General features: G+C 58.4%; 15 protein-coding genes. 8 read left to right on the top strand and 7 right to left on the bottom strand.

What is annotated here, in order from left to right:
* Nucleotides 1-5: 5 nt before the first annotated feature.
* Both OHL21_RS01285 and OHL21_RS01280 read left to right on the top strand, forming a co-directional pair.
* The gene (locus OHL21_RS01285; protein ID WP_263415438.1) at nucleotides 6-905 is read left to right on the top strand and encodes an SDR family oxidoreductase; all 900 of its coding nucleotides are present in this window, start codon (nucleotides 6-8) and stop codon (nucleotides 903-905) included.
* A 472-nt stretch (nucleotides 906-1,377) separates the two neighbouring features.
* A complete protein-coding gene (locus OHL21_RS01280; protein ID WP_263415437.1) occupies nucleotides 1,378-3,384 on the top strand; it encodes a M3 family metallopeptidase in 2,007 nt (668 codons plus the stop codon).
* A gap of 303 nt (nucleotides 3,385-3,687) precedes the next feature.
* Here the strand turns inward: OHL21_RS01280 and OHL21_RS01275 are convergent, their stop codons facing one another.
* Nucleotides 3,688-5,547, bottom strand: coding sequence for a mechanosensitive ion channel domain-containing protein (locus OHL21_RS01275; RefSeq protein ID WP_263415436.1), 1,860 nt, complete (start codon nucleotides 5,545-5,547; stop codon nucleotides 3,688-3,690).
* Nucleotides 5,548-5,669: 122 nt separating this feature from the next.
* Between OHL21_RS01275 and OHL21_RS01270 the strand changes: the two genes are divergently transcribed.
* Genes OHL21_RS01270 through OHL21_RS01260 form a run of 3 tightly spaced genes read left to right on the top strand, consistent with a single transcriptional unit; the run spans nucleotide 5,670 to nucleotide 7,877 of the window.
* The gene (locus OHL21_RS01270) at nucleotides 5,670-6,200 is read left to right on the top strand and encodes a VOC family protein (protein ID WP_263415435.1); all 531 of its coding nucleotides are present in this window, start codon (nucleotides 5,670-5,672) and stop codon (nucleotides 6,198-6,200) included.
* 43 nt (nucleotides 6,201-6,243) lie between these two features.
* A complete protein-coding gene (locus OHL21_RS01265) occupies nucleotides 6,244-6,636 on the top strand; it encodes a YciI family protein (RefSeq protein WP_263415434.1) in 393 nt (130 codons plus the stop codon).
* Nucleotides 6,633-7,877, top strand: a complete 1,245-nt coding sequence (locus OHL21_RS01260; protein WP_263415433.1) for an RNA polymerase sigma factor — start codon at nucleotides 6,633-6,635, stop codon at nucleotides 7,875-7,877. Before OHL21_RS01265 ends, OHL21_RS01260 begins: the two co-directional genes overlap by 4 nt.
* A gap of 669 nt (nucleotides 7,878-8,546) precedes the next feature.
* Here the strand turns inward: OHL21_RS01260 and OHL21_RS01255 are convergent.
* Complete coding sequence (locus OHL21_RS01255; RefSeq protein ID WP_263415432.1) at nucleotides 8,547-10,763, bottom strand: GH92 family glycosyl hydrolase; 2,217 nt, start codon at nucleotides 10,761-10,763, stop codon at nucleotides 8,547-8,549.
* A 439-nt stretch (nucleotides 10,764-11,202) separates the two neighbouring features.
* On the opposite strand from OHL21_RS01255, the gene OHL21_RS01250 reads away from it, so the two are divergent.
* On the top strand, nucleotides 11,203-12,747 hold the full coding sequence (locus OHL21_RS01250; protein ID WP_263415431.1) for an ankyrin repeat domain-containing protein: 1,545 nt from the start codon (nucleotides 11,203-11,205) through the stop codon (nucleotides 12,745-12,747).
* Between the two features lie 672 nt (nucleotides 12,748-13,419).
* Here the strand turns inward: OHL21_RS01250 and OHL21_RS01245 are convergent.
* From OHL21_RS01245 to OHL21_RS01230, 4 genes are read right to left on the bottom strand one after another with little or no spacing between them, the layout of a single operon-like run.
* Nucleotides 13,420-13,776, bottom strand: a complete 357-nt coding sequence (locus OHL21_RS01245) for a hypothetical protein (protein WP_263415430.1) — start codon at nucleotides 13,774-13,776, stop codon at nucleotides 13,420-13,422.
* Nucleotides 13,752-14,018 carry a TMEM175 family protein gene (locus OHL21_RS01240; RefSeq protein WP_263415429.1) on the bottom strand — a complete coding sequence of 89 codons (267 nt, stop codon included), beginning with the start codon at nucleotides 14,016-14,018 and terminating at the stop codon, nucleotides 13,752-13,754. The genes OHL21_RS01245 and OHL21_RS01240 overlap by 25 nt, the downstream gene beginning before the upstream one ends.
* 10 nt (nucleotides 14,019-14,028) lie before the next feature.
* Complete coding sequence (locus OHL21_RS01235) at nucleotides 14,029-14,724, bottom strand: alpha/beta fold hydrolase (RefSeq protein WP_263415428.1); 696 nt, start codon at nucleotides 14,722-14,724, stop codon at nucleotides 14,029-14,031.
* 59 nt (nucleotides 14,725-14,783) lie between these two features.
* Complete coding sequence (locus OHL21_RS01230) at nucleotides 14,784-15,632, bottom strand: alpha/beta fold hydrolase (protein ID WP_263415427.1); 849 nt, start codon at nucleotides 15,630-15,632, stop codon at nucleotides 14,784-14,786.
* Nucleotides 15,633-15,746: 114 nt separating this feature from the next.
* On the opposite strand from OHL21_RS01230, the gene OHL21_RS01225 reads away from it, so the two are divergent.
* Together OHL21_RS01225 and OHL21_RS01220 are read left to right on the top strand one after the other, a co-directional pair.
* Entirely contained in the window at nucleotides 15,747-16,391 is a 645-nt protein-coding gene (locus OHL21_RS01225; RefSeq protein ID WP_263415426.1) for a CGNR zinc finger domain-containing protein, read from the top strand.
* Between the two features lie 41 nt (nucleotides 16,392-16,432).
* Nucleotides 16,433-17,266, top strand: coding sequence for a maleylpyruvate isomerase N-terminal domain-containing protein (locus OHL21_RS01220; protein ID WP_263415425.1), 834 nt, complete (start codon nucleotides 16,433-16,435; stop codon nucleotides 17,264-17,266).
* A gap of 32 nt (nucleotides 17,267-17,298) precedes the next feature.
* Here OHL21_RS01220 and OHL21_RS01215 read toward each other — a convergent pair whose 3' ends face one another.
* Complete coding sequence (locus OHL21_RS01215; RefSeq protein ID WP_263415424.1) at nucleotides 17,299-19,827, bottom strand: ADOP family duplicated permease; 2,529 nt, start codon at nucleotides 19,825-19,827, stop codon at nucleotides 17,299-17,301.
* Between the last annotated feature and the right edge of the window lies 1 nt (nucleotide 19,828).

The following is a 19,828-nucleotide window of genomic DNA, read 5'->3' as shown; positions in this document are numbered from 1 at the left end:
TATCGATGCGGGTTTTCCTTACGGGTGCAACAGGATTCATCGGTTCGGCGATCGTTCCAGAGCTTATTCGGGCAGGCCATCAGGTTCTCGGTCTTACACGTTCTGAGGTTGGCGCAGAACAGCTCCGCCAGGCAGGCGCAGAGGTGCATCGCGGCGACCTCGAAGACCTGGACAGCCTGCGCCAGGGAGCAGCCAATGCGGACGCTGTCATTCACACCGCCTTCAACCACGACTTCTCCCGGTTCGCGGCGAACTGCGAAAACGACCGTCAGGTCATCCAGACGCTGGGCGAGGTGCTCGCCGGCTCCGACCGCCCGCTGATCGTCACCTCCGGCACCGGCGTAGCGGGCCATGGCGGAAACGGCGACATTGGCCTGGAGACCGATCCTCCGGTGAGCTCGAAGATCATTCCCCGTGGCGCCACCGAAGAGGCCGTAGCAGCGGCGGGGGAACGCGGTGTCCGTACCATGATCGTTCGTCTGCCCCAGGTGCACGACACCGAGAAGCAGGGCCTCGTAAGCTACGCCATCCAGATCGCACGCGAGAAGGGCGTCTCCCCTTACATCGGCGAGGGACGTAATCGCTGGCCCGCCGTGCCCCGGTTTGCCGCAGCGGAGTTGTACCGCCTGGTGCTGGAGAAGGGCGAAGCAGGCAAACGCTACAACGCTGTTGCGGAAGAGGGTGTCTCCATGCGCGAGATCGCCGAGGTCGTCGGCCAGGGCCTGAACGTCCCGGTGATCTCCATCTCACAGGAGCAGGCCGCAGAACACTTTGGTTGGCTCGCCATCTTCGCCGGATTGGATATGCCGGCCTCGAGTGCATGGACACAACAGGCGTTGGGATGGAAGCCGATTGGGCCAAGCCTGATCGAAGATCTGAAGAAGATGAGGTATGTCGAAGTCTGAACTAGTCCCCGGGGGATGTCCAAGTTTCGGAGCCCAAACTCTGGGTGTCCCATCCATCGCGTCTGCGATGAGCGCTGAAGGCACGACCTATACCAGCCTGGGGCAACGCCCCAGGTTTTGGTACCCACAAGATGTTAAAGGGCTGAAGACCCGCCCTATATAAGAGCCTTCAATCAGACCTTATCGTTTTGGTAGGCATACAACGGTTTCAGGAACCGTTTCGCTTGTGACGATTGGGGGTTATAGATCGGGCTTTCAGCCCTCTTATCGTTTCGCTACCTCCATACCTGGGGCGTTGCCCCAGGCTGATATAGAGCGCGCTTTCAGCGCTCAAAACATCTTTCTTGCTCAATAAAGAATGGGCGCATTCAGCCCGCTGCTCCCACCGTCTCTCAGTGCGTTATCCTCATCCCAATCCAGATCGAATTGGAGCACATCCCTTGTGCGCAAACTTCTCGTTGCAGGATTGCTGATGAGTACACTTACCGCCGCCCCCGTCATCGCCGAAACACCCGCCAACGATCCGCTGCATGTCTGGATCGGCAATCCTGATCCCGCCGGTGTCACGGCCTGGGTGCAGCGTCATCTCGATGATGTGGCGCGGCTGGAAAAACAGATCGTCGAAGTCCAGGGAGCGCGTACGATCGAGAACACCCTGGCGCCTTTTGATGAGATGGGCCGCGCGCTCTCCACAGCGAGCATGGGGCCGTCGCTGTTGAACAACGCCTCCCCGGTAAAGGAGCTGCGCGATGTCGCGCAGACCGAGCTGCGGCGTGTCTCTGCCGTCAGTGCGGAGATCTCTCTCAACCGCAAGCTCTACGACGCGCTCGTAGCCATCAAGGCTGACGGCCTCGATGCCGAGACGAAGCACTATCTCGAACGCGAGCTGCAGGGGTATCGCCTTGCTGGTGTCGATAAGGATGAAGCAACCCGCGCGAAGATTCGTGACCTGCGTGACAAGCTCACCGCCGCGGCCCTCCAGTTCAACCGCAATATCGCCGAAGGTACCGCCAGCATCAAAGTCAAAGCAGACGAGCTCGATGGTCTGCCTGCCGACTACATCGCCCGTCATCAGCCTGACGAGCATGGCATGGTTACGATCACCACCGACGAGCCCGACTACCGGCCGGTCATCACTTACGCCAAATCAGCCGCTCTGCGGAAGCAGCTCTACCTCACTTACATGGGCCGCTGCTATCCGGCCAACAAGGATCTTCTGCTGCAGGTCATCGCCCTGCGCGAAGAGATCGCTCAGTGGATCGGCATGAAGAGCTGGGCGCAATTAGCCAGCGCCGACAAGATGATCGGCACACCCGCCAACATTCAGTCGTTGATCGACGAGCTCGATAAGGCCGCCCGTCCCGCCATGGACAAGGAGTACGCCCAGCTTCTCGCCTTTGCACAAAAGCAGGAACCTGGCCTTACCCAGATCCCCGACTACTCCGCCTCCTACTTCGGTGAGCTCTTCCGCCGCGCAAACTTCAACTTCGACTCGCAGGCTGTGCGCGCCTACTTCCCCTATGAAGCGGTAGAGAGGGGTGTGCTCGATACCGCCGTCCGCATGTTCCATATCGAGTTCGTGCAGGTAAAGGACGCTGCACTCTGGCATCCGTCGGTTAAGGCCTTCGACGTCTTTGACCGCTCCACTCCCGATCGTCAGAAGATCGGCATCATCTATCTGGATATGCATCCGCGTGCCGGTAAGAACAAGTGGTTCAACGCCGGCACCGTCGTACAGGGTAAGAAGGGAATCGCTCTTCCTGAGGCTCGCCTGAATGCGAACTTTCCGGAGCCGACCGCGACCGATCCCGGACTGATGCAGTATGCCGATGTGGTGACCTTCTTCCACGAGTTCGGCCACATGCTGCACGGCATCTTCGGCAACCGGCAGCAGTGGGCAGGCACCGGCGCCTTTTCGATTGAATGGGACTTCGTCGAAGCGCCCTCGCAGATGCTGGAAGAGTTCTTTGCTTCCAAGGCCGTCCTCGATACCTTTGCCAGGCACTACAAGACCGGCGAGCTGATGCCGCAACAGCTCTTCGACGGCATGATCCGCGCCGACCAGTTCGGTCGCGGTACGGCCGTCGAGCGCCAGCTACAGTTCTGTACCTATGCGCTGGAGATGTTCCACCTGCCGGCCAAAGATGTCGACGTCGACAAGCTCTGGTACACCGCACAGGCGAAATACTCGCCCTATGCCGGTTCACCCGATGTGCGCATGTATGCCACGTTCACACACCTGATCAGCTACTCTTCGAACTACTACACCTACCAGCTCAGCAAAGTCATCGCACTGGACTTCTTCGGACAGTTCGATCCCAAGAACCTGCTCGATGGCCCGGCAGCGATGCGCTACCGCAAAACAATATTGGAACCCGGTGGAACAGCAAGCGCGAACACGTTGGTGAAGAACTTCCTCGGACGTCCGCAGCAGTACGAAGCGACGAAGAAGTGGATCAACGCCGGAGTAACTGAATAAGTGAAGGATTGAATCATTGAATGATGTATCGGGTACCGACAATCTCCTGCGTCACACATACCGGGTGCCCCACATACGCGAAGCTTATGTGGGCATTCGAGCGGAGCTCGAACCTGTTTTTGTTGTCATCCCGCAGGGATCTGCTTTTCTTTTTCCTTCGAAAGGTTCTTGGGTAGAGAAGCAGATTTCTCCGCTTCCTCCGGTCGCTGCGAAATGACAAAAAAGGAAAAGCGTACTTTGCCGCCTAGCCAGTAAAGCTGGCCGGGGCTTGGCTTAGGATGACAAAACAAACAGGTAACTCGTCTACCTCCGCTTCTCCGTATGCGCCGCCAATGCAGCCGGCTTATGCATCACATCGATCACCCGTTGGTACAGGCGATTTCGCGTCTCGAAGCGTTCTGAGGCCCGCGTAATATAGCGGATCACCAGATCGATCCCTGCACCCGAGGGGCGCAGATTGATCGCTGGGTCGGCACTGAACTGGCTCAAGCCATACTGCCGTGTGCTGCGTCTCCACTCTTCTTCAGCCAGCCGGGCGCTCTTCTCCGTCTCCTGCAGGATGACGTTGTGAATCTCCTCCACCACGGCGTAGGTGTCGTCCGATGCAGGAATGCTCACGGAGATCTCATCCCACATCCACTGTCCCGTAGTGGAGAAGTTGAAGTACTGGCCGCGAATAGCGAAGCTGTTGATGAAGGTCACGCGGCGACCGGTGGGATGGCCCTTCGCCGTCCAGTTGCCGGTTTCGAGCATCGTCGTGCGGAAAAGGTTGATCTCGATCACCTCACCGCCGACTCCATTGATCTCTACCCAGTCGCCGACGCGGATGCCGTTTCTACCCATCAGCACAAACCAGCCGAAGAAGGCGAGGATGAAGTCCTGCAGTACGACAGTAAGTCCTGCGGTCACCAGGCCAAGAATGGTGGACATCTGCCGAGGAGTTCCAAAGACCACCAGCAGGACCAGCAGAATACCCATAACCTGGACGCCCAATTGCAGAATCGTCTGCAGCGTCTGCTTGCGCCTGCGATCCAGTCCGGGGCGCTCCAGCAACTTCAGAATCAGCGTATCCATCAGGATCACGCAGACCATGAGCGCCACAATCACTGCCAGCGATTGCAGCAGAAGATGCAGCACGATCCGATGCTGCAGCAATACCTGATCGCTCCACTTACGGTAGACATCGGCGAGCTGCTGCTGTGTCTGGATGCGATCGTCAAAGATGCTCAGGATCTGCCGCTCGGCGGCGCGCTCCTTCAGGCTGGCGAGCCGCGAGGCATGATCGCCGCCGCCAGCGCCGTTACTGGCTGCGTTTGCCTTTGCCTCCAACGCATTGTGTTGGGCTGTCAGCGCGGCGATATCGGCATTCGCCTGTTGCAAAGCCTCCTGAATCAACTGATAGCGGCTGCGCTGACTCAGCCATGCACGGATGCGTCCAGCGAGGGTGCCATATTGTCCCGCGGAGAGAACCGCTGTCTGGGTGTTAGTGTGCGATTCGCTCTCAAACTTTTTTACCGCTGCTTCGCGCTCGGTGAGCTCTTCCTGGATCCGGCTGCGTTGATCGCCCACCGCACGCGCCAGGTCCTGCTGCGCATCGGCAAGCTGATCCGTATCGAGTCCGAGCTGCGCCTTGGCGATCTCCAGGTCGTCAGAGTTTGCAGCGGCCTGTGCCGCTCCGGTGGCAGCCGGCGAGCCCGAAGGCGTCAACGCCTGCACCGCTGCCTGGTCCTGCTTCACCAGCGCCTGCAGCTCTTTTACCTTTTGCGAAAGCTCCAGCGCCTCCCCGGAAAGAGAACGATGCTGCGCCTGCGCACTGGCCAGCCGCAACGCGGAGGCAAAGGCCTGGTCAACCTCATGGTCAGCCAGCTTCTCCGCCTGGCGCGCATATTCCACCTCTTCCGCGGTCACTGCCAGCGGCGCCAGGGCTTGTGCCGTCTGCCACGGCCGCGTGTCCACAAGCGTGTCCTGGTCAGCCAGCACCCGTGCCTTGCCGTGGCCTTTCAGGAACGGAAGATGCGCCATGGAATCGCGGGTCGTCCAGGAGACGACCAGGAAGAAGACCAGCAGTGCCACTAAAGCCAGAAGCAGCACCAGTTTTGTGCGTCCGAAAACACTCCGCCGTGTTGTGGGGGCGGGTGCGGGCGCATGGGGATGCGTTGTCATGCCTGTATTCTCACAGGTTTTGATTAAGACCGGTGGTGTCTGTCTGGCCGTAAAAATTTTTCACAGCGATGTCGAAAAGCGGCCCCTGGCTCCGACTATCGCGTGAAAGGAGAAAGTCAGCCATGTCTCGCACCAACTCAGTCACACGCCGCCGCTTCGTCGCCACCGCGGCCTCTGCCGCCGCCCTGGTCGCGGCTCCATCTCAGTCGGAGGTAAGTTCAACCATGCGCACCTACGATACACAGCGAACCACCTTGACCCCATATCTTCTCTTCGACGGCAACTGCCTGCAGGCAATGGAGTTCTACCGTTCCTGCCTGGGCGGCGAACTGAAAGTCCTCAAGGTGAAGGACTCGCCAGTGAAGGACCATATGCCCGCTGCACACCAGGAAAAGGTTCTCAACGCCAACCTGCGAAGTGACCTGCTTGAAATCTCAGCTTCGGACTGGCTGCATCCCGACAGGAAGATGGCGCGCGGCAATATGACCTGTCTTTATGTCAGCGGCGGAACGTTGGAGGCCCTGACGGCCCTCTTCCACAAACTCTCTGATGGAGCCGAGATCACCGATCCACTGCAACAGCAGTTCTACGGCGCCTACGGAGCTCTTAATGACCGATTCGGTGTCCGCTGGATGTTTGTCACCGGCAAGTAGCAACATATCTCACAACAAAAAAGAGACTTGAGGAGCAACGTACATGAACTACATTTTGTTGATGACCAGCAACAAGGCAGGGGTGAATTCGTATCGTCAGTGGCCCAGGGCCGATGTGGAGAAACACTTCGCCTTCCTGCATCGCCTGAACCAGGAGCTCACCGAAAGCGGAGAGTTTGTCGCGACGGAGGCTCTTGCAGGCCCTGAGCAGGCGCTCATCGTGACAGCCGGCAAAGATGGGATGCCGGTTACGGATGGTGTCTTTCCCGAATCCAAAGAGTTTCTGCTCGGCTACTGGATCGTCGATGTTGAAAGCCCGGAGCGAGCCTATGAGATTGCTGCGAAGCTCTCCGCCGGACCGGCCCCGGGGGGCGGAGCAACCGCTATGCCTATCGAGGTACGGCAGATCATGACCCGTAAGGCCGGCGACCTGTGAGTCCCGGCGCCAGCTCAGAGCTTGACGAGCGTTCTCAGCACCTGTTGCGCGATCTTGCGCCGCAGGTGCTGAGCATTATCGCTCGCCGCTACCGCGACTTTGCTGCCGCGGAAGACGCCGTGCAGGAGGCCTTGATCGCCGCGGCACTGCAATGGCCGCAGACGGGTGTTCCGGAGAACCCGCGCGGGTGGCTTATCCGCGTGGCCTCGCGACGCATGCTCGATGTCATCCGCAGCGAGATCGCGCGCAGAGAGCGTGAACAGGAGGTCGCCCTCGAAGCGCTCCGTCAGGATGTTACGGATGCGGATCCTGACGATACCCTCGCACTCTTCTTTCTCTGCTGCCATCCATCATTGACACCGGCATCGGCCATTGCGTTAACGCTCAGGGCAGTTGGTGGCCTGACGACAGCGCAGATAGCCCATGCTTTCCTCGTGCCCGAGGCGACGATGGCGCAACGCATCAGCCGGGCCAAGGCGGCCATCAAGGCTGCAGGCTCGCGTTTCCACATGCCGGAAGGCACGGAGCAGCGCGAACGGCTTGCCGCGGTACTGCAGATCCTCTATCTCGTCTTCAATGAGGGCTACGTCGCCAGCACCGGCCCGTCGGCGCAGCGCATTGAGCTCTCGCAGGAGGCGATCCGCCTTATACGATCACTCCATGCTCTGATGCCGGAGAACCCTGAAGTGGAAGGCCTGCTCGCTCTGATGCTGTTGACGCATGCGCGCCGCGATGCACGAACCGGAGCAGGTGGAGAACTGATCCCCCTCGATCGTCAGGACCGGCGGCTATGGAAACAGGCCGAGATCGCCGAAGGGACCACACTGCTGCAAACGGCGATCTCTCGAGGTGCAGTCGGCGCCTATCAGCTTCAGGCGGCCATCGCCGCGCTGCATGACGAAGCCTCGCGAGCGGAAGATACGGACTGGCCGCAGATCCTGGCGCTCTATGAGCTGATGAAACGTATCTCCGATAATCCAATGGTCGCGTTGAATCATGCCATCGCTGCCGCCATGGTCTACGGGCCGACGAAAGGTCTGGAGCTACTGCGAGCTTTCGATGCCGACGAACGCATCGCCAGGCATCATCGCCTCGATGCCGCACGCGCTCACTTGTTTGAGATGGCCGGAGACTACAAAACCGCTATCGCTCATTACCGCCTGGCGGCTACGCGCACGACCAGCCTGCCGGAGCAGCAGTATCTACAGACACAGGCCGCTCGCTTGTGCGAACGGATCTAAAGAAAAATTAAATTGGGTGCCCATCCATCGCTACTCGCCCCAACGAACAAAGTTCGTCAGGGTGATTTATCGGGGTCCCCGGCCAGCTTTGCTGGCTGGGTAAAGGCGTGGGCTTGAGGCCAGCTCTTTGGAGACGGTAAACCGTAGACTAAGGTCCACGGCTCCCACCCGTTCGCGCATCAGCGCGAATGTCTTGCTTAAGGGCATGGCTTCAGCCATGCCGTCCCAAAGCCCAAAAAGAGGCGCGGCTTTAGCCGCTGAGGTCAAGATTAGAGCATATTGACCATAAGTCTCTTGCTACGTTGAACGACGAAAATGGCTGAAGGCTCGCCCGATAGCTCTGCAGCAAAGACAGATTTGTCGATACACGAATCTTGCCCTCAGCGGCTAAAGCCGCCCACTTTCGGATTCCGATACGGGACGGCTGAAGCCGTCCCCTTAAGCAATACATTCGCGCTATGCGCGAACTGGAAGCGTCCGCGTGGCTTCACATGCTGCGGAAATTTCAATTCGTCAAAGAAGCGCGAAAAGTCGATCGCATCAGAATGCCTATACGCGATCGGTGGACATTGGGTGATGATTTTCTATCCCCCAATTTGACCCGAATAAACCCTCATACGGAGTTTTTCCGCAGCCTGTGAAGCCCGCTGCTCCCACCTGAATAAGGCTCTACCGGTACATCTCCGGGCGCACATCCATCGAATTCGGAGGAAATGTCTCCGGCTTCGCACCAAGCTGCGTGTTTGGCGTATCTCCCATCGTCAGCTCCAGCGTGCCTCCTTGCGTCAGATCGGTGTGGCGAAACCAGACATGATCCAGCGGCTTTCCATTCAGCTTGATCGCCTGCACATACTTGTTCCGCTTCGACGCGCCCTTCGCAACGATTACGAAGTCCTTGCCGTTCTGCAGATGAATCGTCGTCTTCTCAAAGACCGGACTGGCGATGTCGTAGGTGGGCACCGTGGGCGTGACCGGATAAAAGCCCAGCATCGAGAAGACGACAAAAGCGCTCATGCCACCACCATCCTCATCGCCCGGAATGCCTTGCAATGTATCGGTAAAGAAGGCATCGAGCAGCATGCGCACCCTCTCCTGCGTCTTCCACGGAGCTCCCAGACGATCGTAGATATAGGGAATCGCGAAGCTGGGTTCGTTGCCCATAGAGAACTGTCCCACCATCGAGGTGGAGTCAGGGAACTTTGCCTGAAACTCGTACTTCGATCGTCCCAGCGGTTCGCGGAATAGCTGGTCGAGATTTGCTTCAGCCTTCTGCATGCCTCCCATCAGAGAGATCAGGCCGGCATAGTCATGAGCAACATCCCAGGTATAGGTGTAAGCGTTGTTCTCGTCATAGAAATCACGTCCACCCATACCGCCGCCGAATTTTGGATCCATCGGCTCAATCCAGTTTCCGGCATCATCTTTTGGCCACATCAGCGACTTGTCGGCGCGGAAGAGGTTCCGGTAGTTTACCGCGCGCTTTAGAAAGAGCGCTTCGTCCTGCGGCTTCTTCAACTCACGCGCAAGCTGTGCGATAGCCCAGTCATCGAAGCTGTTACCTAATGTGACCGGCACCGGCTGACGTTTCTCGAAGGGATGCACCTGTGCGACAGTTTCAGTTTCGCCAGGCCGCAGCGCCGGCATATAGCCGTGCTCTGCATAAAAGTCGTCGAGCGATGTCTTCGGTCCCAGCCGCCAGGGAAGCAGCGTGGTCTCCAGCGATCGTTTGCGAATGCCTTCATAGGCGGTCGGCAAATCGAAGTTGCGCACACCTTTGAACCATGCATCTGCAAACCACGGAGCGGAGTGGTTGCCATTCATGCACGCATACGGACCGGTAAGGATAGCGAAGGTCGGCATGATGCCGCTCTGTTGATACATCCGCACATAGGACTGCAGCTTGTCCGCTTCCATCTCCGGATTCAGGATGGTCTGCAACGGCTCCAGCGCGCGGAAGGTATCCCACAGCCAGTTATCGACGTAGAACGGACGGTTGTCGGTATGAACCTTGTGATCAAAGCCGCTGTAATATTGGCCGTCTTCGGTGATATTGATCATTCGCTCTGAACTGCGATAGAGCGCGGTATAGAACACCTTCTTTTGTGCCTCAGTCCCGCCCTCGACTGCGATACGTCCCAGTGTTTGATTCCAGTGAGCTTTGCCGGCAGACTTGATGCCTTCGAAGTTCGCCGACGGAATCTCATGCTGCAGGTTCTTCTTCGCTTGCTCCACGCTGATGAACGAGATGCCGTAGCGGAACTCGAGCGTGCCGGCCTTGGCTGCAATAGCGAGGCTCTGTTTGCTGCTCACCTCATAAGAGGTCGCGGTCACCGGCTTACTGAACTCGCCATACACATACGCCTTCATCCCATCGAAGCGCTCCTCGCCCTCGACCAGGTTGCCGCCGTGGACGGCGAGTGTCCCTGCAATGCGGTTAGCCAGTATTAAGCCGGCTTTACCGGAAGGGAAGGTAAAGCGGAAGTAGCCGCAGCGCTCAGTCGCCGTGAACTCCGTGACGATACCCGATGTCCGGAATCGGGCGGAATAGTAATACGGTGTAGTCGTCTCCTGGTCGTAGGCAGCAGCAGAACCATCGCCGGGCATGATGCTGAATAGCTCGCTGATGCGATGCGAGCTGATCGTCAGCGGAAAGGAATGAATACGGTCATCCATTGCATCCGACCGTAACGGATACATACGCACCATGCTGTTGGGCAAGTAGACGGCAGGCCGAGTCGGTACAAGCAAGATGCCGACATTACCGATGGTCGGATCGACATACTCCACCTGTGCCTGCACCGAAACAGCCGCAATGAAAAGAGCGGACAGGCAGGTGATGCGAGACAGAAGCTTTGCGGAGATCGGCAATGCCACGGGAAACCTCATGTTATCAAGTGCCTGATCATCATATAGTCCGCCCGCATCAATCATGTGCGTCATCCTGGGCGAAGCAAGGGACCGGTGGGAGCCGCGGGCTTTCAGCCCGCGGTTTACTGGATACAAGAAAAGCTGGGCTTTTAGCCCTGGGCCTTTATTTCGATTCCAGGAGAAGGCCCAGGGCTTAGAGGCGTCGTCTTATGGTTTCAATCAGCGGGCTGAAGCCCGCTGCTCCCACCCAATCTATTCTTCGGCTTAAATCCCTGGCGGCCCTGTGCACTTTCGGTCGGCCTTGGATCACCCAAATACTGCTACACTCGTAACGCACACCAAGGGTGCACCCCGTCCGCGGAAAGGGATTATCCCACCTTTGCTTTTGCGTGATCTCACAACCCACTCTCTTCTCGCCCGACGAAGCGGATCGCGGGCCTATAAGAAGGAGTGAGTTATGTCTATCCGCGAACTTCCCGCGCGCCCTAACCTCGAACACCTCAAGAACCAGGCACGTATGCTGCTGCAGCAATCGCAGGCCGCGGACTCATCCGCGACCGCTCGTTTCACTGCCTGGGGCGTTACCTCACCGAAACCAAAGCTCGCCGACGCGCTCCATGTCATCGCCCGCGAGTACGGCTTCGATACCTGGCCTGCACTAAAGCTCCACGTCGAACTCAGCTCGGAAGACCCCATGAAGGCGCTCTCAGCCGCCATCAAGTCCGATCAGGCAGCACTCGTACGCGAAGTTGTAACGCGTCATCCTTCGCTCAGGTCGACGATCAACGAGCCTTTGCCGGACTACAGCTTCGATACCCCTGCAATCGTTGCTGCGGTGCAGCGCAACAATCGCGAGATGATCGATGCGCTGCTCGATGCCGGAGCCGATGTCAATGCGCGAACACGCTGGTGGGCGGGCAGCTTCGGTGTGCTTGACCTCGCCAACAGTGAGCTTGCCACGTATCTCATCTCACGCGGAGCGACGGTGGACATCCACGCCGCCGCGAGGCTGGGCATGATCGATCGCGTCCGCGAGCTGCTGGCTGTTGATCCGAAGCTGGTTCATGCCCGTGGAGGGGACGGACAACTTCCGCTGCACTTTGCGGCGACCTATGAGATCGCCTCGCTTCTGGTTCATCGTGGCGCGGAGATCGATGCACGCGACATCGATCATGAGTCCACCGCGGCCCAGTACATGGCCTGCACGCGCCAGATGTTGGAATGGCGCGAACCCTATCGGCACGATATCGTCCGTTTCCTGATCGAATTCGGAGCAAAGACCGACATCCTTATGGCATCGGCCATCGGGGATCTGTCGCTGGTGGAGCGCATTCTCAATCATGACCCTGAAACTATCCGCACCACGGTCAGTGAACGTTATTTTCCCAAGCAGAATCTGCACTCCGGGGGATCGATCTATTTCTACGGCTTCGGGATGACGAAGTCACCGCACATGATCGCGCATGAGTTCGGACACACCGAGGTCTTCGAGCTGCTTATGCAGCGCAGCCCCGCGTGGCTTCGCCTCATCAATGCAGCCGAGATCGGAGAAGGAGCTCGCGTTCAGAGCATCCTTTCCGAGCATCCCAACCTGTTTCAGAAACTCTCTCCCAACGCCGCCCGCCGCATCGTGGGAACAGCATTGCGTAACAATGCACGTGCCATCGAGCTATTGGTTGCCGGCGGATGGCCGGCAACCGCTACCCTTGAGAACAACCAGACCGCCCTGCACTACGCCGCATGGCATGGGAATCTCGAGATGGTCAATGCATTGTTACGCCACCATGCCGTGGTGAATATCTTTGAGACCGAACACGGCGGCAGCCCGCTTGCCTGGGCACTCCACGGCTCCTTGAATAGCTGGCACCGCGAAAAGGGAGACTATCCCGAGGTAACACGGGCGCTGCTCGCCGCGGGTGCGCAGGTTCCTAAACCGGAACGGCCGCTCGAAGCTACTCCGGAGGTGCTGGAGATCCTTGAACAACATAAAACGAAAGGCTAGATGTATCGACGAATCCGGCGAGCCAATACATCCGTTGCCCCATTCTTCGCATAGCGAAGGGTGGAATGTTCGAGCGAAGCTCGATTCGGTGGGAGCATCGGGGTCCCCGGCCAGCGTTGCTGGCTGGGGTAAAGGCGTGGACTTTCAGCCCACGGTATATCGGCTCGATATGAAATGGGCTTTTTCTTCGCGTACAGAGGAGGCCCAGGGCTGAAGCCCGCTGAACACCCCATCCAGCAAGGCTGGATGGGGACCCCGCTGCTCCCACCAGTTTCAGTCATCCTCTGTCAGATCAACTGGAATTTGTCGATACGCCGTGGTTGCTACATGTATCGACAAATCTACTGAGCCAATACACCCGTTGCCCCATTCTTCGCACAGCGAAGGGTGGGACCCCCGGCGAACTTGTTCGCTGGGGCTTAGCGTAGGTTATCGCGATTCGCGCGATAGTTTTTTGTCATCCGAAATGGGGTCCCCGACCAGCTCTGCTGATTGGGGCGGGTAGGGATCTGCTTTTCCGCCTTTGCGCGGGTAGAAGCATCGGTAGAAAAGCAGATTTCTCCGCTACTCTTCACCCCAGCCAGCAACGCTGGCCGGGGACCCGAGCGCTCCGAAATGACAAACAAAAAACCATAACCCTAAGCCTCGCTCATAACAACCGCGACACTGTTCTTAGCGATGCAGGAATCTATGAAACAGTTCCGGCGTCCGAGGGCTTAGATAGATCAGCAGGACACAGCACACCAGGCTCAATCCCCAGACCGGCGACGAGAAAGAGATGGCTGCCGCCGTAGCGAAGATGCAGAGCGCGATATACGAGCGAATCTTCGCGACGCGCCGCATCCGCGGAGGAATATCCATCTCGGTCGCCTGCGAGAATGCTGTCCGCTCGAAGGCGATGTAGGCGATCTCGACCAACACGAAGACCAGTGCATAGATAAAGACCGGAGCTGCCGCTAAGCGGGAGCCGGCCATCCATCGGGTGGTAACAGGCACCAGCGAGATCATGAAGAGTGTGCGAAGTTCCACCAGATCAGCTCCGGCGTTGCGATGCGGGCAAAGCGGAAAAGGTGATGATGGTTGACCCAGATGATCGCGATGAACAGATAGCTGACCGCATAACTCAGCAGCAGCGGCCAGAGAGGAGCCAGCGCATGCAGCGTCGGCTCCTCCGGTGGTTTCAGATCCAGCACCATGATGGTGATGATGACGGCGAAGACTCCGTCAGAAAATGTTGCCAGACGTTCCGATGTCGTCTTCCTGTCCAGCATGGGAACCTCCTCAAGCCAGCGTCGACTGTGCGGCTTCCAGAATGATGTCCACGACCTTCTCTGGTGCGGTCAGCAGCGGCGTGTGATCCACAGCGAAGGACTCCATCATGGCATTCATGCGTTCCGCCATGAAACGTTGTGTCTTGCGGTTGATCATGCGGTCGTCTTCCGCGATGAGATACCACGACGGTTTGGACTTCCATGCGGGAGCGGCCACCGGTTCCTGAATGCTCTTCAGTTCAATCGGGCGTTGTACAGCCCGGGTAACGGCGATCTGTTCGTCGGTGGCGTTCTGCGCAAAGGCCTGTTCAAAGCCGGTATCCGGCATCCAGATGAAGCCGTCGGCATCGGGCGCGAGCTTCGGCGCGTCAGGATGAGGTTCATCGCGATAGAAGACCTGGGCAACGGTCTCTCCTTCGTCGGGCGCCAACGCAGCAATGTAGACCAGCGCTTTGACGCGTTCTTCATGCGCGGTTCCAATGACAGCTCCCGCATAGGCGTGTCCTGCAAGAATGATGGGGCCTTCGGTTCGCTCGATAGTGCGGCGAAGGGCAGCGGCATCATCACTGAGTGAGGTAAGGGGTAAGGGCGCGGTGACAACATTCCAACCCTGCTGCTGCAGTTTGCGAATAACGAGCTCCCAGCTTGATCCGTCGGCCCACGCACCGTGAACCAGAACGATGGTGGCATCTTTTGTGTACGACATGGTGTATCTCCTCTTTCCTTTTGTCTTGTAACGACGAGTGAAGTCAGGTCGGGTTTAGCTCAGCCGAGAACCTTTGTGATCTCTTGCGCGATGAAGTCAACCGAATCTTCCAGCGCGAAGTGGCCGGTATCGAGAAGGTGCAGTTGGGCTGCTGGGATGTCGCGCAGATAAGCCTTTGCGCCTTCGACGGTGAAGAACGGATCGTTTTTGCCCCACACGATCAGCATCTTTGGCTGCCGGCCGCGGAAGAACTCATGCCATTCGTCGTAGTGGGTCAGGTTCGACTGATAGTTGTGAAACAGGCTTAGCTGGATAGCGTCATTGCCGGGACGATCGAGGAAGAACTGATCAACGGTGTAGGAGTCGGGATTGATGCGGGAGAGATCCTTCACGCCGTGTGTGTACTGGAAGACGGTCATTTCTTTGGTAAGCAGTCCGCGGACCGGCTTCTCCGTCTCCGCATTGCGGTCTGCCCAGAACGGCTTCATTGCGTCGAAGCCCGGTCCGATGCCCTCAATATAGGCATTGCCGTTCTGCACAACGATGCCTTCAATGGCTTCGAGGTGTCTATAAGCGATGCGATAGCCAACCGGCGCACCATAGTCCTGCACGTAAATGCTGAACTTCTTCAATCCCAGAACGCCGAAGAGAAGCTCCTCAGTGTAGTCAGCAAGCCGGTCGAAGGTGTACTCGAACTCTTTCACCGAGGGCATATCGCTGTAGCCGAAGCCGATGTAATCCGGAGCGATGACATGGAACTTCTCCGCGAGCTTCGGGATCAGGTCGCGAAACATATGCGACGAGCTGGGAAAGCCATGCAGCAACACGATGGTTGGGGAAGAGGCAGAGCCAGCCTCCCGGTAGAAGACCTTCAGGCCGCGGACATCGGCGTGTTGAAACGTGGTCATAATGTTTCCTCCTTTTGGCCCGCTTTCCAGCGGAACGAACTCAGATTATTTAACACCGATAAAACTGTCAATAACGGTGTTATAAATTATTGCGATATTTTGGAAGGGAGAGCCATGCGTACTGTTTCTCCAGATGCCGGCGAATGGGTCGATGGCTTTTTGTTCGTCGCCAACCGGCCCATCCTGGACTTCCTCAACACGAAACCGATCCTGGCAAACGGCCCGACCGAGCTTCTGCCGGACGTGTATGCCCTGGAGCGGTGGCTTATTGCGTCCGGTACCGTGACTTCTCCGAAGACAAAGTCGCTTCTGCGTAGCTGGCGGCAATCCTCAGAAGCGGAAGCCTTCCGGAAAGATCTCATCGCCTTCCGCGAGCGCCTAAGAGATGCGGTCGTACGCATGGAAGCCGGCTCGGCTCCGTCCGACGACTTCCTGAAAGACGTCAATGCGCGGCTGCTGCAATATCCTCTTCACACCGCGCTTCGCAGGCGTGATGGTGGTGTCGTGCGCGAGACTTTCTTTGACCCTGCCGAACCTGGGGATCTATGGGCGCCTATCATTGATGGAGCCGCTGATCTTCTGGCCGAGACTGAGACCTCGCGTATCCGTCAATGCGAATCGTGCATCGTTCACTTCTTCGATACCAGCAAGAAGGGATCACGCCGCTGGTGCAGCATGAATATCTGCGGCAACAAGATCAAAGTTGCGGCCTATCAACGTAGAAAACGCGGCCGCGATTCGGAGCAACAATCGGCCTGAAGATCTTTTGGTAGTATGACGCGATGGAAACGCACCGCCGCTTGGAAGGGTACGAACCGATCCTTTGCGCTCCCCTTCTGCGAAAGGTCGATCGCGAACTGCTGCGTCTGTTGAGCTCTCTCACCGCAGAAGAATGGGGATACCGCACCGTATCGCCGCGGTGGGAGGTGCGTGATGTTGCCGCTCATCTTCTGGATACCGCCTTGCGGAAACTCTCCATGGTGCGCGACACATGGTTTGTGGAGAAGCAGATTCCGCAGACGCCGCGGGAGGTCGTCTCTCTGGTCAATCGGCTGAACGATGAGGGCGTATCCGTCTTTCGGAGGCTCAGTCCGTCAATATTGATTGAGTTGATGGAGACCGCCTGCGAGCAGTCGGCGGACTTTCATGAGTCGCTCGACCCGTTTGCCCAGGCGACCTTCAATGTCAGTTGGGCCGGAGAAGAAATCTCAGCGAACTGGTTCGATACGGCACGAGAGTTGACGGAGCGTTGGCACCACCAGCAGCAGATCCGTCTGGCAACGGGCAGGCCGGGAATTCTAACGCGAGAGCTCTATCATCCTGTGCTGGATTGCTTCATTCGCGGGCTTCCATTCGCCTATCGGCATGTGGATGCGTCTCCTGGAACCAATCTCCTGCTTGAGATCTCAGGAGAGTGTGGCGGACGCTGGGTGCTCTCGCGAGAGGAGCATCGCTGGCATTTTCTTCGGGAGATGCCTTCGCAGATCGCGTGCAGCATTACGGTACCGGAGGAGATCGCATGGATGCTCTTCACCAAGGGGATCGATCGCGATGTGGCCAAGTCGCAGATCGCAATCGACGGCGATGAGACGCTGGCAGAAGGTGTTCTTGGTCACGTTGCTATTGTGGGGTGAGCACCTCTCCCCGCATTCGCCGGTGGACCATCCTATTCGTGTCGCAAGACCCGCATCGCATCAACTGCAAGAGCCCTGCGTGCCGGCAGCCATGCTGCAAATGCGATGATGATGGTCAGCAATCCGATTGCACCAAGATAGGCCGCGGGATCGAGGCCGCTCACCCCATACAGAATGCGTCGCAGCAGTTGCGAAGCAGCGGCGGCCAGTCCTGCGCCGCCGACCAGGCCAACCGCTACAGGCCCCACAAACTGCCGCAGCATGGCTCTGATCACATGGGTCCTCTTCGCTCCGAGCGCCAGGCGAACCGCAATCTCCCGCGTCTTTTGGGAGACGGCATACGCGACCAGCCCAAGCAGGCCTACGGCGGCCAGCAACACGGCAGAGGCTCCCATCAGGCTCGCGATCAAGGCGCCCTTCTCGACTGTCCCGACCTCGTCCTGGAATGACTCGCTCAAGCGACGGACTGTAGGGAAGAGACCGCTATCGATGCTGGAGGTTACCGTCCGCACCGCGGTTGCAAGATCCTCAGGCTTTCCCTGAGTACGTACCAGCAGCACCATGTGCGGCAGTGATGCGTCGTCACTCATCTGATAGAGCTCTGTCGCATCGGGATCATGCATCGACATCGTGCGGGCATTGGCCACAACGCCTACCACGGTGAGCTTCTCTGAGAGTGCATTCGACGGGTCGAGAAGGAACTGCTTGCCGAGAGGGCTCTGTCCCGGCCACATGCGCCGGGCCAGCGACTCGCTGACAACGATCTCGTTCTTGTCCTCCCGCTGCACGTCGCGTCCGCTGAGGCGTGCGATGCCCATGGTGCTGAAGAAGCCAGGCTCCACGCGGCTGACATAGATTCCGAAGGGGTATCCCCCAAGCGAGGTCACATTCTTATGGCCCAGCGGGGCCATGGACGTCAGGCCAACAGAGATCACTCCAGGCAGTTGCCGCACTCTTGTCTGTGCTGTGTCCAGATAGCTTCTCGCCGTCGTCGCTGAATATCCGTGGGCCGCGAGGTCAGGATCCACGACCAGAATGTGTTCATGGTCATACCCGGCGTCGCTCGAGACTGCGAAATGCAGGGCACGCACCAGAAGACCGGCAACGATCAGCAGCACACAGCTTGCCGCAATCTGCGCCGTTACCAGGATCTGTCTCGATCGCGTTCCCCTTCTGCGTTTCGCCGTGAGTTGCAGCGCCGGAGCCAGACCGAAGACCACAGCGGCAATGAGTCCCACACCTCCGGCGAAGAGCACGACTCTCCAATCCGGAGCAGGATTGAGCCACGGCGGAGCATTCACTCGCGAGAGGAAGACGCGCAGGCACACGTATCCCATACCGAGTCCAGCCAGTGCTGCCATAGCTGCCAGCAGTAGACTTTCTGTCAGGAGTTGCCGCACAATGCGCCGCCGGCTTGCACCCAGAGCAAAGCGAATGGATATCTCGTGCGAGCGGGTTACACCGCGCGCCAGCATCAAGCCGCCAAGATTACTGCACGCGACAGTAAGGATAAGCAGCACCAGTGTCGCGACCAGCATCAGCATCGGTACATCATCCTTCCGCACCGCCTGCAGATATCCTCCGGGTTCGCTGACCAGCCTCTCGTTGTCCCACACAGAGTTCGGCGATTGCCTGCGGAGCTCATTGGTTAGCGCAAGCAGCTCCTGCTCGGCCATCTTCGGTGAGACTCCCTTTTCCAGCCGAGCCCACATATCGACCAGTCCGCCAAGAGAGGTATCGGTTAGGACAGTGCTGCCCTCCACGAAGTAGGGTTGCTGCACGAGCGGCGCCCAGAATGCAGGCTCATGTGGCAGTCCCAGACCGCTGAAGTTACGCGGAGCTACGCCTATCACCGTCGCCGGTTTGTGGTTCAGATGCACGACACGGCCTACGACAGTAGGATCACTGTCATAGCGCTGTTCCCAGAAGGTGTGGCTCAGCATTACGACAGGAGGAGCATCTTTGCGGTCGTCGAGCGCAGGATCGAATACGCGCCCCAGTCCGGTCTCCGCTCCCAATTCGTGAAATAAATTGCTCGTCACAAACCGCGTACGAGCCGGTAGGTTTTCCCGCTCAAGGATCACATCGCGGTCCGTGCTGGCGATCACCGCATGCAGCGTCTTCGCGTGATCGCGATAGAACGCAATCGAGGGATAGGGAACCGAGGAAGAAAAAGTGCCGGGAGCGCTTCGCTGCAGCCGGACCAGCGTATCAGGATCGCGGACCGGCAGCGGCTTCAGGACAAACATATTGAACAGGCCGAAGGCGGCGACGTTGACACCGATACCTACGGCAAGCACCAGCACTGCGGCGATGGAAAACGCCGGCGACCGCATCAGCGTTCGCATGCCGTAGCGCAGGTCCTGTGCCAGCCTTTCGATCCACGTCCATCCCCAGGTTTCATGGGCCTGTTCCTGCAGCCGGGTTTCATTGCCGAAGCGTCTGCGCGGCGTGCCGCCGCGTTCCAGCATCTCGCGATGAAAGGCCATCTCGTCCTGCAGCTCGCGCTGCATCTGCCTGCGATGCAGCAGGTACCAGAGTCTCCGCCAAAGCTCGCCCATA

The sequence above is a fragment of the Terriglobus albidus genome, assembly GCF_025685425.1.
In the GTDB taxonomy this organism is placed as follows: domain Bacteria; phylum Acidobacteriota; class Terriglobia; order Terriglobales; family Acidobacteriaceae; genus Terriglobus; species Terriglobus albidus.
Note: the sequence above shows the minus strand (reverse complement) of the source record. Positions and strands in the feature narration are given on the sequence as shown.

Excerpts from the sequence above, each read along its gene's own strand:
- OHL21_RS01275 (WP_263415436.1), bottom strand. The coding sequence starts at position 5,547 with ATGACAACGCATCCCCATGCGCCCGCACCCGCCCCCACAACACGGCGG.
- OHL21_RS01280 (WP_263415437.1), top strand. The coding sequence starts at position 1,378 with ATGAGTACACTTACCGCCGCCCCCGTCATCGCCGAAACACCCGCCAAC.
- OHL21_RS01225 (WP_263415426.1), top strand. The coding sequence starts at position 15,747 with ATGCGTACTGTTTCTCCAGATGCCGGCGAATGGGTCGATGGCTTTTTG.
- OHL21_RS01265 (WP_263415434.1), top strand. The coding sequence starts at position 6,244 with ATGAACTACATTTTGTTGATGACCAGCAACAAGGCAGGGGTGAATTCG.
- OHL21_RS01255 (WP_263415432.1), bottom strand. The coding sequence starts at position 10,763 with ATGAGGTTTCCCGTGGCATTGCCGATCTCCGCAAAGCTTCTGTCTCGC.
- OHL21_RS01215 (WP_263415424.1), bottom strand. The coding sequence starts at position 19,827 with ATGGGCGAGCTTTGGCGGAGACTCTGGTACCTGCTGCATCGCAGGCAG.
- OHL21_RS01235 (WP_263415428.1), bottom strand. The coding sequence starts at position 14,724 with ATGTCGTACACAAAAGATGCCACCATCGTTCTGGTTCACGGTGCGTGG.
- OHL21_RS01230 (WP_263415427.1), bottom strand. The coding sequence starts at position 15,632 with ATGACCACGTTTCAACACGCCGATGTCCGCGGCCTGAAGGTCTTCTAC.
- OHL21_RS01285 (WP_263415438.1), top strand. The coding sequence starts at position 6 with ATGCGGGTTTTCCTTACGGGTGCAACAGGATTCATCGGTTCGGCGATC.
- OHL21_RS01240 (WP_263415429.1), bottom strand. The coding sequence starts at position 14,018 with ATGCTGGACAGGAAGACGACATCGGAACGTCTGGCAACATTTTCTGAC.
- OHL21_RS01250 (WP_263415431.1), top strand. The coding sequence starts at position 11,203 with ATGTCTATCCGCGAACTTCCCGCGCGCCCTAACCTCGAACACCTCAAG.
- OHL21_RS01270 (WP_263415435.1), top strand. The coding sequence starts at position 5,670 with ATGTCTCGCACCAACTCAGTCACACGCCGCCGCTTCGTCGCCACCGCG.